Source organism: Nocardioides sp., assembly GCF_030149505.1.
Classification (GTDB): Bacteria; Actinomycetota; Actinomycetes; order Propionibacteriales; family Nocardioidaceae; genus Nocardioides.
In genome coordinates, this window is sequence record NZ_JASBRN010000040.1 from 64941 (window position 1) to 79004 (window position 14064).

At 72.9% G+C, this 14064-nt stretch carries 12 protein-coding genes; 6 read left to right on the top strand and 6 right to left on the bottom strand.

The window, feature by feature from the left end; translation table 11 throughout:
- Positions 1-52: 52 nt before the first annotated feature.
- The 3 genes from purB to Q1V71_RS07700 form a co-directional block, all read right to left on the bottom strand.
- Positions 53-1498: an adenylosuccinate lyase gene (purB, locus tag Q1V71_RS07690; protein ID WP_300642585.1), complete on the bottom strand. Its 1446-nt coding sequence runs from the start codon at positions 1496-1498 to the stop codon at positions 53-55.
- A gap of 173 nt (positions 1499-1671) precedes the next feature.
- A complete protein-coding gene (gene purD / locus Q1V71_RS07695; protein WP_300642612.1) occupies positions 1672-2937 on the bottom strand; it encodes a phosphoribosylamine--glycine ligase in 1266 nt (421 codons plus the stop codon).
- Between the two features lie 38 nt (positions 2938-2975).
- A complete protein-coding gene (locus Q1V71_RS07700) occupies positions 2976-4274 on the bottom strand; it encodes an adenylosuccinate synthase (RefSeq protein ID WP_300642587.1) in 1299 nt (432 codons plus the stop codon).
- Between the two features lie 152 nt (positions 4275-4426).
- On the opposite strand from Q1V71_RS07700, the gene Q1V71_RS07705 reads away from it, so the two are divergent.
- On the top strand, positions 4427-5338 hold the full coding sequence (locus tag Q1V71_RS07705; RefSeq protein WP_300642590.1) for a diacylglycerol kinase family protein: 912 nt from the start codon (positions 4427-4429) through the stop codon (positions 5336-5338).
- 26 nt (positions 5339-5364) lie between these two features.
- Here the strand turns inward: Q1V71_RS07705 and Q1V71_RS07710 are convergent, their stop codons facing one another.
- A complete protein-coding gene (locus tag Q1V71_RS07710) occupies positions 5365-6354 on the bottom strand; it encodes a response regulator transcription factor (protein ID WP_300642592.1) in 990 nt (329 codons plus the stop codon).
- A gap of 349 nt (positions 6355-6703) precedes the next feature.
- Between Q1V71_RS07710 and lysS the strand changes: the two genes are divergently transcribed.
- Positions 6704-8443 (top strand): lysine--tRNA ligase, encoded by a 1740-nt coding sequence (gene lysS / locus Q1V71_RS07715; RefSeq protein WP_300642595.1) that lies wholly within the window; start codon positions 6704-6706, stop codon positions 8441-8443.
- Between the two features lie 38 nt (positions 8444-8481).
- Complete coding sequence (locus Q1V71_RS07720) at positions 8482-9234, top strand: PIG-L deacetylase family protein (RefSeq protein WP_300642597.1); 753 nt, start codon at positions 8482-8484, stop codon at positions 9232-9234.
- Between the two features lie 76 nt (positions 9235-9310).
- Here Q1V71_RS07720 and Q1V71_RS07725 read toward each other — a convergent pair whose 3' ends face one another.
- Together Q1V71_RS07725 and fbaA are read right to left on the bottom strand one after the other, a co-directional pair.
- Positions 9311-9739: a DUF3151 domain-containing protein gene (locus Q1V71_RS07725; RefSeq protein WP_300642600.1), complete on the bottom strand. Its 429-nt coding sequence runs from the start codon at positions 9737-9739 to the stop codon at positions 9311-9313.
- Positions 9740-9820: 81 nt separating this feature from the next.
- A complete protein-coding gene (gene fbaA / locus Q1V71_RS07730; RefSeq protein WP_300642603.1) occupies positions 9821-10852 on the bottom strand; it encodes a class II fructose-bisphosphate aldolase in 1032 nt (343 codons plus the stop codon).
- 55 nt (positions 10853-10907) lie between these two features.
- On the opposite strand from fbaA, the gene Q1V71_RS07735 reads away from it, so the two are divergent.
- The 3 genes from Q1V71_RS07735 to Q1V71_RS07745 form a co-directional block, all read left to right on the top strand.
- Positions 10908-11387, top strand: a complete 480-nt coding sequence (locus Q1V71_RS07735; RefSeq protein ID WP_300642606.1) for a DUF2867 domain-containing protein — start codon at positions 10908-10910, stop codon at positions 11385-11387.
- Between the two features lie 55 nt (positions 11388-11442).
- Positions 11443-12252: a septum formation family protein gene (locus Q1V71_RS07740; protein WP_300642608.1), complete on the top strand. Its 810-nt coding sequence runs from the start codon at positions 11443-11445 to the stop codon at positions 12250-12252.
- Positions 12253-12303: 51 nt separating this feature from the next.
- Positions 12304-14064: M14 family zinc carboxypeptidase (locus tag Q1V71_RS07745; protein WP_300642610.1), on the top strand; the 1761-nt coding region annotated here is incomplete at its 3' end.

A 14064-nucleotide genomic window follows, 5' to 3' on the forward strand; every position in this document is an offset into this window, starting at 1 on the left:
CGGTCTTCGAGCGGGAAGGTTCATCGGCCGGCCGATGAACCTTCTCCCCGCGTCAGAGGATCGCGCCCGGCACGTACGCCGCCGCTACAGGGTGCTGCGCGCAGACGGCCTCGACCGCCCGGACGACCGCCTGGGTCTGGGCGACGGCCGCGCCGGTGAAGCTGATCGGCTCGGCCACCAGCGCCTCGAGCTGCTCCTGGGTCAGTCCGAGCCGCTCGTCGGCCGCCAGCTTGGCGAAGACGTCGTTCTCGGCCTGGCCCTTCCGCATCGCGAGCGCGGTGCCGACCGCGGCCTCCTTGATCGCCTCGTGGGCGCTCTCGCGGCCGACGCCGTTGCGCACCGCGGACATCAGCACCTTGGTGGTGGCCAGGAACGGCAGGTAGCGGTCGAGCTCGCGCTGGATGACCGCCGGGAACGCACCGAACTCGTCGAGCACCGTGAGGAAGGTCTGGAAGAGCCCGTCGACGGCGAAGAACGCGTCGGGCAGCGCGACCCGGCGTACGACGGAGCAGGAGACGTCGCCCTCGTTCCACTGGTCGCCGGCGAGCTCGCCGACCATCGAGAGGTAGCCGCGGGTGACGACCGCGAGGCCGTTGACCCGCTCGCAGGAGCGGGTGTTCATCTTGTGCGGCATCGCCGAGGAGCCGACCTGGCCCTCCTTGAAGCCCTCGGTGACGATCTCGTTGCCGGCCATCAGGCGGATCGTGGTCGCGAGGTTGGACGGTCCGGCGGTCAGCTGCACGAGCGCGGAGAGCACGTCGAAGTCGAGCGAGCGCGGGTAGACCTGGCCGACGCTGGTCAGCACCCGGTCGAAGCCGAGGTGCGCGGCGACCCGCTGCTCGAGGTCGGCGAGCTTCGCGTCGTCGCCGTCGAGCAGGTCGAGCATGTCCTGCGCGGTGCCCATCGGGCCCTTGATGCCGCGCAGCGGGTAGCGCGCGAGCAGGTCCTCGACCCGCTCGAGGCTGACCAGCATCTCGTCGGCCACGGTCGCGAACCGCTTGCCCAGGGTGGTGGCCTGGGCGGCGACGTTGTGGCTGCGACCGGCCATCACGGTGGTCTCGTGCTCGGCGGCCAGCCGCCCGAGGCGGGCCAGGGTGGCGACGGCGCGGTCGCGCAGCAGGACGAGCGACTGCTTGACCTGCAGCTGCTCGACGTTCTCGGTCAGGTCGCGGCTGGTCATGCCCGCATGGATGGACTGCACAGCGATGTGCTCGTGGCTGGCGAGGGCATTGAACTCCTCGATCCGCGCCTTCACGTCGTGCCGGGTCACCCGCTCACGAGCCGCGATCGAGCCGAGGTCCACGGCCTCGGCGCCCCGGGCCGCGACGGCCTCGTAGGCCTCGACCACGCCGTCGGGCACGTCGATGCCCAGGTCGCCTTGGGCCTTCAGCACCGCGATCCACAGCTGGCGCTCCAGCACGATCTTGTGCTCGGGCGACCAGATCTGGGCAAGGTCGGCTGCGGCGTACCGGGTGGCGAGGACGTTGGGGACAGTCACGGCCCCATTCTCGCCGGTGGCGGGCGTGGGGGGCACATCGTGCCCACGGCGGCGCACGGAGGGGCAGCTTCAGCGGCCGGCCGCTGAAGCTGACGCCCAGCCGATGAAGCATCAGCGGCCCTGCGTCAGTTCCAGCGGCCGGCCGATGAAATGGTCACCTGGCCGCCCGGACCTCACCCCTCGCCGAGCGACGCCTTCAGCGCGATGTCCGTCCGGTGCTGGGCACCCTCGAACTCAATGGCGGCGACGCCGGAGTACGCCGCGTCCCGGGCGTCGGGGAGCGAGGAGCCCGTCCCGACGACCGCGAGGACGCGCCCGCCCGCGGTGACGACCGCGCGCTCGACCATCGCGGTGCCGGCGTGGATCACGTGCACGTGGGGCAGCGACTCGGCGTCGACGAGGCCGTGGATGACGTCGCCCTTGGACGAGGACTCGGGGTAGCCGGCGGAGGCCATGACGACGGCGACGGCCGCACCGTCCTTCCACACCGGCGGAGGCACCGAGGCCAGCGTGCCCGTGGCGGCACCCATCAGCAGCGGGGAGAGCGGGGAGTCCAGCAGCGCCATCAGCGGCTGGGTCTCGGGGTCGCCGAAGCGGGCGTTGAACTCCACGACCCGCAGGCCGCGCGAGGTCAGCGCGAGCCCGGCGTAGAGCAAGCCCGTGAAGGGCATGTCGCGCGCCGCCATCTCCTCCACCGTCGGGCGCAGCACGTCGCGCAGCACCTCGTCGACGAGGTCGGCCGGCGCCCACGGCAGCGGCGTGTAGGCGCCCATCCCGCCGGTGTTGGGCCCCTCGTCGCCGTCGTGGATGCGCTTGAAGTCCTGGGCGGGCTGCAGCGGGTAGACCGTCGCACCGACCTCGGGGTCCCACGAGCAGATCGCGAAGAGCGAGACCTCGGGCCCGTCGAGGAACTCCTCGATCACCACCCGCTCGCACTGCGCGGCGTGCTCGACGGCGGCGTCGCGGTCGAGGGTCACCACCACGCCCTTGCCGGCGGCCAGGCCGTCGTCCTTCACGACGTACGGCGGGCCGTAGGCGTCGAGCGCGGCCTGCACCTCGCCCGGGGTGCTGCAGACCATCGCCGCGGCGGTCGGGACGCCGGCGGCCTCCATGACGTCCTTGGCGAAGGCCTTCGAGCCCTCGAGCTGGGCCGCGGCCCCGGAGGGGCCGAAGACCGCGATGCCGCGGGCGCGGACCAGGTCGGCGACCCCCGCGACCAGCGGCGCCTCGGGGCCGATGACGACCAGGTCGACCAGCAGCGACTCGGCCAGGTCGGCCACGGCCTCGCCGTCCATCGGATCGACGTCGTGCAGCGTGGCGACCGCCGCGATGCCGGGGTTGCCGGGGGCGCAATGCACGGCGCGGACGCCGGGGTCGAGGGAGAGCGCACGGGCCAGGGCGTGCTCGCGCCCGCCGGTGCCGACGACGAGGCAGGTCAGCGGGGAGTCGGGGAGGTCGGCGGGGGGCATCGGGGTCCTCAGATCAGCGGGTGGACGACGACGGTCGCGTCGCGGGAGGGACCGACGCCGACGGCGGAGATCCGCGCACCGGACATCGCCTCGACGGCCTTGACGTAGGCCTGCGCGTTGGCGGGCAGGTCGGAGAAGGTGCGGGCGCCGGAGATGTCCTCCCACCAGCCGGGGAGGTACTCGTAGATCGGCACGGCGTGGTGGAAGTCGGTCTGGTTGACCGGCATCTCGTCGTGACGGGTGCCCTTCACGTCGTAGGCCACGCACACCGGCACCTGCTCGAGGCCGGTCAGCACGTCGAGCTTGGTGAGCACGAAGTCGGTGACCCCGTTGACCCGCGCGGCGTAGCGGGCGATGACCGCGTCGTACCAGCCGCAGCGCCGCGGGCGCCCGGTCGTCGTGCCGAACTCCGCACCGACCTTGCGCAGGTGCTCGCCGGCGTCGTCGAACAGCTCGGTCGGGAACGGGCCCTCGCCGACGCGCGTCGTGTAGGCCTTGACGATCCCGATGACCTGGTCCATCCGCATCGGCGGGATGCCCGACCCGGTGCAGGCACCGCCGGCGGTGGCCGAGGAGGACGTCACGAACGGGTAGGTGCCGTGGTCGACGTCGAGCAGCGTGGCCTGGCCGGCCTCGAGCAGCACCGTCTCGCCGCGGTCCAGCGCCTGGTTGAGCAGCAGCCCGGTGTCGCGGACCATCGGCCGGATCCGGTCGGCGTGGGTGAGCAGCTCGGCCACGGTCTCGTCGACCGAGGGCGCGCGGCGGTTGTAGATCTTGGTCAGCACCTGGCCCTTGAGCTCCAGGGCGCCCTCGACCTTGGCGCGCAGGATCTTCTCGTCGAAGAGGTCCTGGATGCGGATGCCGATGCGGTTCATCTTGTCGGCGTACGTCGGGCCGATGCCGCGCCCGGTGGTGCCGAGCCGGCGCGAGCCGAGGAAGCGCTCGGTGACCTTGTCGAGCGTGCGGTTGTAGTCGGCGATGACGTGCGCGCTGGCGCTGATCACCAGCCGCGAGGTGTCCACGCCGCGGGCCTCGAGCCCGTCGAGCTCCTCGATCAGCACGTCGAGGTCGACGACCACGCCGTTGCCGATGACCGGCGTGCAGCCGGGGGTGAGGATGCCCGAGGGCAGCAGGTGCAGGGCGTACTTCTCCGTCCCGCCCTCCGGGGTGTTGATCACCACCGTGTGGCCGGCGTTGTTGCCGCCGTTGAACTTCACGACGTAGTCGACGCTGGAGCCGAGCAGGTCGGTGGCCTTGCCCTTCCCCTCGTCTCCCCACTGGGCACCGATGATGGCGATGGCGGGCATCTGCTCGCTCCTTGGGTTGCCGGACACTGCGCACGGGCCCCCGGCGCGGGCGGGGCGGGTCCCGGGAAAGCCGAGAGCCCCGCGCAATCGCCGGGGCTCTTGCAGCCGAACGCTACCAAAGGGCGAGCGGGGTAGGGCTAGTGTCCGGACTCGTGGAGCCCCTCCTCGTGATCAGGAACAGCGACGCCGGCACCGACGACGAGGAGACCCTCGAGCGCGGCCTGGCGGTGCTGCGCGCCGCGACCTCGGTGGAGGTGGCGGCCACCGCCGACCCCGGGGAGCTCAACGGCGTCCTGCACCGTGCGGGCTCCCGCACGATCGTGGTCGCGGGCGGCGACGGCAGCATGCACGCGGTCGTCTCGGCGCTGCACCGCCGCCACGAGCTGGCCGACCGCACCCTGGCACTGCTGCCGCTCGGCACCGGCAACGACTTCGCCCGCGGCAACGACATCCCCCTCGACATCGAGGAGGCCGCCCGCGTCGTGCTCGAGGGCACCGCGCGGCCCGTGGATCTGATCCTCGACGAGGTCGGCGAGGTCGTGGTCAACCACGTGCACGCCGGTGCCGGGGCCCAGGCCAGCCGCCGCGGTGCGCGCTGGAAGGAGCGCCTGCACTCCGTGGGCGTCGGCAAGGTCAACCTGGGCAAGCTCGGCTACCCCATCGGGGCGCTGCTGTCCTCGGTCAGGCCGCCCTACGTCCGGCTGTGCGTCGAGGTCGACGGCCAGCGCGTCGTCGACGTGGACGAGCCGATCCTCATGGTCGCCGTCGGCAACGGCTCCGACGTCGGCGGTGGCACCTCGCTCACCCCCGACGCCGACACCCGCGACGGGATGGTCGACGTGATGGTGGCGCGCGCGGTGGGACCGGTCGCGCGCTTCGGGTACGCCGCCCAGCTGGTGCGCGGCAAGCACCCCGAGCGCGACGACGTGCTCTACCTCCGCGGGAGCACCGTCTCCATCTCCGGCGACGCCTTCTACTGCTCCGCGGACGGGGAGATCTACGGCCCCGAGCGCAACCGCACCTGGCGGGTCGAGCCCGGGGCGTACCGCATGGTGCTGCCCTGATCGAGTCCCGCCGGAGGACCGGGTAGTCAGATCCAGCCGCGCTTGGCGGCCTCGACCCCGGCCTGGAAGCGGGAGTCGGCGCCGAGGTCGGTCATGAGGTCGGCCACCCGACGCCGGACCGTGCGGAGGCTGACGCCGAGACGGCGGGCGATCTGCTCGTCCTGGGCACCCGAGGCGAGCTGCTGCAGCAGGAAGGTGCGCAGGTCACCGGCACCGCGGCCGCTCGCGGTGGTGCTCAGCGGGGAGGCCTTGTCCCACATCGACTCGAACCACAGCGTCATCGCCTGCACCCAGCCGCGCTGGCGCACCAAGGAGCGCGGCTCGTCGTAGAAGCCCAGGGGCTCGGGCAGCACGACGTGGGTGGTGCCGATGACGATCATCCGCGTGGGCAGCTGCGGCATCAGCCGGATCTCCTCCCCGACGCTGGCGCGCAGCGCGAGGGTCTCCGGGGCCTCGGTGAGGGCGCGGACGGGGTAGATCGCGCGGGAGCGGCGGCCCTGGGCGATCTGCTCGCCCACGATCTGGGCCATGGCGTCCTCGCGGGGCTTGCGGAACTGGTCGGGGCGCAGCCACAGCAGGTCGCCCTTGCTGTTGGCGATGAGCGAGGCCAGCAGCTGCACGGGGTTGCCGCCCGAGCTGATCTCCCCGTCGACCGGCTGGACGTCCTCCACCTCGCCGTCGGCGGGACGGACGGTCGTGGCGGTGAGGTACGGGAGCGCGCGGGCGACCGCGTCGAGGCGCTCGTGCGCTGCGGCTGCCGACTCCGCGCTCAGCGTGACCAGCCGCGCGACCGCCTCGCCGGGGTTGAGCACGAAGATCCGCGACTCCTCGCAGCGGACGATCCCCTTCTCCACCAGGGGAGCCAGGTCGCGCAGCAGCTCCTCCGGCGTGCGCAGCACCGACTGGGCCACCGAGACCAGCTCGCGCCCGCTCTGCGGCAGCACCTGGTGGTAGGCCCGGTCCGCGGCCTTGCCGAAACCGAGCGCCGAGATCACCGACTCCGGAGGGGGCGCCATGGACGGAGTGTAAAGGGAATGACAGGTTCGTGCCAGAGGCAGCCAGCCTCCCCGTGGCACCGTCAGGACAGGTGAGGATGGTCGAGGTGGACCGCTGGCTCCCTGGTCGGCGGCTGGAGCACTTTTCGTCGGGGGATGAACGTGCTCCGCTCCACGTCAGGGCGTCGGGGTCGCCTCAGGGGACGGCCCCGACGCCCTCGCCCGTCTCCCGGACTCGTACGCCGGCGCCTCGCCGCTGCCCGCCCGGCCGGCGGCACCCGGTAGCGTGGCGACGCCCGTCCCCGGGCCACCAGCCCACGCGTCCGCAGGACCACCGGACGCCACCGCCGAGCACCAGGAGCAGTTCCCCATGCCACGAGGCGGCACCGCCGACCAGCCCTCCGAGCCGATCGACTGGGTGACCCGCGCGGCCGACGACGCCATCCGGCACGCAGGCGGCCAGGAGGCGCTCGTCCACGGGCTGCCCGAGGGCCGGGTCGTCACCTGCGCATCGGGGGCCAGCCCGTCGGGCCCGATCCACCTGGGCAACCTGCGGGAGTTCCTGACGCCGCATTTCGTCGCCGAGGAGCTGCGCCGCCGCGGGGTCGCGGTCCGGCACCTGCACTCGTGGGACGACTTCGACCGCTTCCGCAAGGTGCCCGCCGGGGTCGACGCGAGCTGGGCCGAGCACATCGGACGCCCGCTCTCCGCCGTACCCGACCCGTGGGAGTGCCACGGGTCGTGGGCCGAGCACTTCAAGGCGCCCCTGCGCGAGGCGCTGGTGGAGCTCGGCGTCGAGATGGTCGAGGTCTCCCAGACCGAGCAGTACCTCGCCGGCGCCTACACCGAGCAGGTCCTGCACGCGATCACGCACCGCGACGTCATCGAGGAGGTGCTCGGGAAGTTCCGCACCAAGAAGGCCGAGCCCGCCCCGGGGTCCGAGCAGGAGGCGGCCGCGCTTGAGGACTCCGTCGTCGAGGACGACGAGCCCACGGCAGGCGCCGGCTCGCTGGCCCGCTTCCCCTACCGCCCCTACTGCCGCACCTGCGGCCGCGACACTGTCGACATCACGGCCTACGACGACGAGAGCACCGACCTCTCCTACACCTGCACCTCCTGCGGTGACAGCCACACCACCAACGTCGCCACCCAGCACGAGGGCAAGCTCGTGTGGAAGGTCGACTGGCCGATGCGCTGGGCCTTCGAGGGCGTCGACTTCGAGCCCGGCGGCCTGGACCACTCCACGCCCGGCTCGTCCTACACGGTCGGCAAGGAGCTGGTCCCGCGGCTCTTCGACTTCCGCGCCCCGTCGTACGTCGCCTACGCCTTCGTCGGCTTCGCCGGCATGCAGAAGATGTCCTCCTCGGCCGGTGGCGTGCCCACCGCCGCGGACGCCCTGCGCATCCTGGAGCCGCCGATCCTGCGCTGGCTCTACGCCCGCCGCCAGCCCAAGCAGGCCTTCGACATCGACTTCGGCCCCGAGGTCGTCCGGCTGTACGACGAGTGGGACAGCCTCGCCCGCAAGGCCGCCGACCCCGGCAAGCGCGACGCGCAGGTGCTGGCGCGTGAGCGGGCGGTCGCGACCTCCTCGGCCGGGACGCTGCCCTCCCCGAAGGTCGTCGTCCCCTTCCGCCTCCTGAGCTCGGTCGCCGACGTGACCGCGGGCTCAGCCGAGCTGATCAGCCGGATCGTCGGCGACGTCGGCCACGCCCACGACTCCGTCGAGGACCTCGAGCCGCGGCTGGGTCGCGCGATGACCTGGATGTCGGAGTACGTCCCCGCCTCCGAGCGCACGACCGTGCGGGAGACCAAGGACGCAGAGCGCCTGGCCTCGCTCACCGAGGACGAGGAGCTGTGGCTGCGCCAGCTGCTGGGCCGGCTCCCTGACCGGCTCGAGCTCGAGGAGACGACCGCGCTGATCTACGGCGTGCCCAAGCTCGCCCGCGGCATGGGGCTCGACGACCCGCCGACCGACCAGGTCAAGGCCGACCAGAAGGCGTTCTTCGGCCTGCTCTACCACCTGCTCGTCGACGCCGAGCGCGGCCCGCGGCTGCCCACGCTGTTCATGGCGCTGGGCGCGGAGAAGGTCCGCTCGCTCCTCACCCCGTAGCCGTAGCCAGGAACCCCGCCGGTCGGCACGATGGCGGGATGGAGAAGCCCACGCCGCTGGAGCCGCTGCGCGAGGACTGGGAGCGGATGCTCTGCGTCGTCGCCCACCCCGACGACCTGGAGTTCGGCGCGGCGGCGGCCGTCGCCCGCTGGACCGGCCAGGGCAAGCAGGTCGTCTACTGCATGGTGACCTCGGGCGAGGCCGGCATCGACGCGCTGGCCCCCGAGGAGTCGCGCCGGGTCCGCGAGGCCGAGCAGGTGGAGTCCGGCCGGGTCGTCGGCGTGGACGTCGTCGACTTCCTGGGCCTGACCGACGGGGTGCTGGAGTACGGCGTGGCGCTGCGCCGCGCGATCGCCGGGGCCGTGCGACAGCACCGGCCGGAGGTCGTGCTCACCGGCAACTTCCGCGACACCTGGGGCGGGGCCAACCTCAACCAGGCCGATCACATCGCCGTCGGCCGCGCGGTCCTGGACGCGGTCCGCGACGCCGGCAACCGCTGGGTCTTCACCGAGCAGCTGGCCGAGGGCGGCGGCACGCTGGAGAAGTGGGGCGGCGTCGGGGAGGTGTGGGCCTTCGGGTCCCCGCTCGCCACGCACGCGGTCGACACGACCGCCACCTTCGACGCCGGCGTGGCCAGCCTCGAGGCGCACGCGGCGTACATCGAGGGCCTGGGGTGGGACGACTTCGACCCGCGCGAGTTCCTGGAGGGGATGGCGCGGGCCACCGGACAGCGGCTGGGCTGCACGTTCGCCGCGCCGTTCGAGGTGTTCCCGATGGGCTGGGGCGAGTAGGAGCTCCCGCCACACGACCGGGGAGGCCATCCGCAGCCGCTGCGGAGGGCCTCCCCGGTCGGGCGCGTGATCCGCGTCAGCCCAGGTCGGAGAGGAGCTGGTCGTACGCCGTGGGGCTGGAGTCGCGCAGGAAGGCCGAGCAGCGCTCCCACTCCTCGGTCTCGCCGATGCTGCGCGCGGCCATCGCCAGCAGCGCCAGGCAGGTGAGGAAGCCGCGGTTGGGCTCGTGCTCCCACGGCACCGGGCCGTGGCCCTTCCAGCCGTTGCGGCGCAGCATGTCCAGGGAGCGGTGGTAGCCGACCCGCGCGTAGGCGTAGATCGTCACCGGGTCGGCCTGCTCGGAGACGGCCTGGCCGGCCAGCGCCGCCCACGCGAAGGGGCTCGCGGGGAACTTCCGGGCGACGGCGTACGTGTCCTCGCCGGCGGCCAGCGAGGGCGCCGCGGGGTCCTCGGGGAGGTGGGTGGGCGGCGGGCCCGCCATCAGGTCCTGTCCGATCTGCGTCATCCCGCCATCGTGCCAGGGCACCGCTCACGCAGGCGTGCCCCCCACCGCCGCAGCGGTGGGGGGCACGACGAGGGCGTGGGCTCAGCCCAGCGAGCGACCGGCGGAGCGGAGGTTCTCGCAGGCCTCGACCACGCGGGCGGCCATGCCCGCCTCGGCGGCCTTGCCCCAGGCGCGCGGGTCGTAGGCCTTCTTGTTGCCGACCTCGCCGTCGACCTTGAGCACGCCGTCGTAGTTCTGGAACATGTGCGCGGCCGCGGGCCGGGTGAAGGCGTACTGGGTGTCGGTGTCGACGTTCATCTTCACCACGCCGTAGTCGACGGCGTCGGCGATCTCCTGCGGGGTCGAGCCCGAGCCGCCGTGGAAGACCAGGTGGAAGGGCTTGGCGCCGGCCTCGAGGCCGAACTCGCCGACGACGGCCTCCTGCGCGGCCTTGAGCACCTCGGGACGCAGCTTGACGTTGCCCGGCTTGTAGACGCCGTGCACGTTGCCGAAGGTCAGCGCGGTCATGTAGTAGCCGCGGTCGCCGTAGCCCAGCGCCTTCGCGGTGGCGATGGCGTCCTCGGGGGTGGAGTAGAGCTTCTCGTTGATCTCGTTCTCGACGCCGTCCTCCTCGCCGCCGACCACGCCCACCTCGATCTCGAGGATGATCTTGGCGGCGATGCACTTCTCCAGCAGCTCGCTGGCGATGGAGAGGTTCTCCTCCAGCGGCACGGCCGAGCCGTCCCACATGTGCGACTGGAAGAGCGGCGCCTCGCCGCGCTGGACCCGTTCGGCGGAGAGCGCCAGCAGCGGACGGACGAAGCCGTCGAGCTTGTCCTTGGGGCAGTGGTCGGTGTGCAGCGCGATGTTGACGGGGTAGTTCGTGGCCACCTCGGCGGCGTACGCCGCGAAGGCCACCGAGCCGGTGACCATGTCCTTGCGGGTCGGGCCGGAGAGGTACTCCGCGCCGCCCGTGGAGACCTGGATGATCCCGTCGGAGCCGGCGTCGGCGAAGCCCTGCAGCGCGGCGTTGAGCGTCTGGCTGGAGGAGACGTTGATCGCGGGGAAGGCGTAGGCGCCGCCCTTCGCGGCGTCCAGCATCTCGGCGTACTTCTCAGGGGTGGCGATGGGCACGGTGCGCTCTCCTCGGGTGGGGTGGGACCGCCCGCCACCCTAGTAGGACTGGGTCATGGTCACGACCGGCATCTCGCTGCACTCCTCCCGACGGGTGTCGACCGTCCCGCTGGGTCCCGACGAGGTGTGGGCGGTGGTGGCCGGCGCCGGCCCCGGCCGTCACTGGTACGTCGACGCCGCACCGTTCGTGGTGCGCGGCGCGATCGACCGCGCGGTGCTCGGCGGTGGTCGCCGCTGGCCGGTGCCGGACGGTCCGCTGCTGAGGGCTGGGGACCGGGCGGGGTTCTGGGTGGTGCGGGCCGCCGGGGACCGGCCGGGGGGTCATCGGCTGGTGCTGGAGGCCGCGGTCCGGGCGCCGGGGACGGTCACGCTGACCGTGCTGCTCACCGCACGGGACGGCGGGACCGAGGTGGACCTCCAGGTGCGGTTCGACCCCGCGGGGCTGCTCGGCACGGCGTACCTGCTCGCGGACCTGCCGGCCCGCGAGGTCCTGCTGGAGCTCGTCGATCGCAGGATCCGCGCCGACCTCGTCTAGCCTTCCGCCGATCGCGCCCGGCTCGGTGGGCGCTCGTCTCTCGGGGGAACCTCTCATGCGCCTGCGCGCCCTGCACCGCTCCGTCCTGCCCGCCCTCCTCGCGGTCGCCCTCCTGGCGCCCGACGCCGCCGGCGCGCAGAGGACCGTCGGCGATCCCCCCGCCACCACGACGGCCGAGCCCACCGCCGCGCCGGAGCCCGAGCCCACCGCCGAGCCCGACCCGATGGCCGGCGCGCCGACCGTCGGCACCTGCGCCGACATGACGTGGGCCGAGGCCATGGGCGAGACCGCGACCGAGGCCGTCGACTGCGCCCGTAGGCACACCACCGAGGTCGTGGGCGTGGGTCAGCTCCCGGCCGAGCTGTCGTGGGAGCAGTGGCGCAGGGCCGGCGAGGCGGTCGTCGCCGCCTGCGCCCCGGCCTGGGAGACGGTCACGACCGCCGACCACCTGCTCTACCGACGCTCGGCCTACGAGAAGTTCTGGTTCATGCCCTCGGAGGAGCAGAGAGCGGCGGGCGCCCGATGGTTCCGCTGCGACCTGGCCCGGGTCAAGGGCCAGAAGCTGATGGTCGTCACCGGTGCCGGGCTGCCGGTCGTGACCCCGAAGCTCTCCAAGCCGGTGCGACGCTGCATGACCAAGGACTTCTACGGGACCGTCTGCAAGAACAAGCGACGTCTCGTGGGCTGGCGCAACAAGGAGGCCTTCTGGCTCCCGGTCCCGGCCAACGACTCCCGCGCCGAGAGGAAGGTGCGCCGTGCGGCCCTCGAGCGCTGCCCCGACCGCGTGCGGACGCGGCAGTTCGCCTGGTCGTGGTTCACGGACGAGGACCGCCGCTGGGTCGTGCTCTGCTACGAGCGGGTCTGATCCCGCGAAGGTGCGCGAGCGCCTGGTCGTCCTCGGCAAGGGGCCGGCCGGATGTGGGGCGCAGCCCAGGAGCACGACGATGATCCGCCGCACCCGCCTGGCCCGCGCCGCCACCGCGCCCTCGCCACCCTCGCCCTCGCGTTCCCGCTCGCCGGGACCGCCTCCACCAGCAGCGCCGCCGGCGCCGCCGCCAACCCGCTGCAGGAGCTCTTCGCGCCGCAGCTGGTCACGGTGGACACCCCCGACCGCGACGCCAAGGAGAAGCTCCAGGCCCTCGGGCTGGACCTCACCGAGCACGCCGGCCGCGACTACATCGAGGTCGTGCTGCACACGGCGGCCGACCTGGCCGCGCTCGTCCTCAACGGCTTCACCTTCGACGTCCGCATCCCCGACCTGGTCGAGCGCGGCATCGAGGTCGCCGAGATCAACGAGGCGTTCGCGAAGGCGACCGTCCGCTCCGCACTCCCCTCCGGCCGCGACACCTACCGCACCCTCGACGACTACAACGCCGACATGGCGGCGCTGGCCGAGGACCACCCCGAGCTGGTCACGTCGATCACCCTGCCGCTGCCCAGCCTCGAGGGCCGGAGCATCCAGGGCGTCGAGATCGGCAGCGACGTGACCGAGCCGCCCAGCGGCCGGCCCACCTTCCTGCTCATGGGCGTCCACCACGCCCGCGAGTGGCCCTCCGGCGAGCTGGCGATGGAGTTCGCCGTCGACCTCGCCAAGAGCTACGGCAAGGACGCCCGGATCACCCGCCTGCTCGACAAGGCCCGGGTCGTGGTCGTCCCCGTCGTGAACGTCGACGGCTTCAACCTCTCCCGCACCAGCGGCGAGTTCGTCGACCTGCGCGCGCTCAACGACACCGGCGCCGACCCGCTCGGCGGCCAGACCTCGATCCTGGCCACGCCTGGCTTCGCCTACATGCGCAAGAACTGCCGCCTGGTCGACGGGCAGCAGACCCCGGCCGGCGCCTGCGCCGCCCAGCTGAGCACCCCCGGCGGTTTCGGCCTCGGCGTGGACCTCAACCGCAACTACGGCGGCTTCTGGGGCGGCCCGGGCGCCGCGGCGACCGCGCCCAACCCGGCCGCGGTCGAGGTCGGCCTGCTCGACCCGACCTACCGCGGTGCTGCTCCCTTCTCGGAGCCGGAGACCCAGAACATCCAGCAGCTGGTGCGCGAGCGCCAGGTCACGATGCTCATCTCCAACCACACCTTCTCCAACCTGGTGCTGCGGCCCAACGGCGTCGCGCCGACCACGATCGGCCCCGACGGCATCCCCGTCGGTGACGCCCCCGACGAGAAGGCGCTCAAGCGCCTCGGCGCCGAGATGGCTGCCGCCAACGGCTACGAGAACATCCACGGCTGGGAGCTGTACGACACCACCGGCACCACCGAGGACTACAGCTACAACGCCACCGGCGGGTACGGCTACACCTTCGAGATCGGTCCGGACGAGTTCCACCCGCCCTACGAGCAGGTCGTGGCCGAGTACGTCGGCGACACGGAGGCCGCCGGGGCCGTCACCCCGGAGAACGCGGCCGACCTGACCACCGAAGCGGCCGACGAGTGCGGCGGCACGCACCAGGGCCACGACGAGGTCGGCGGGGGCAACCGCGAGGCGTTCCTGCTCGCGTTCGAGAACGCGCTCGACGCCGGCACGCACTCGATCATCACCGGTCAGGCGCCGGCCGGGGCCGTCCTCAAGCTGCAGCGCACGGGCGTGTTCCCGCTGTGGGACGGCTCGCAGGTCGCGGACACGGTCGCGACCACGATGACCACCACGTCGACCGGCGCCTTCACCTACCACGCC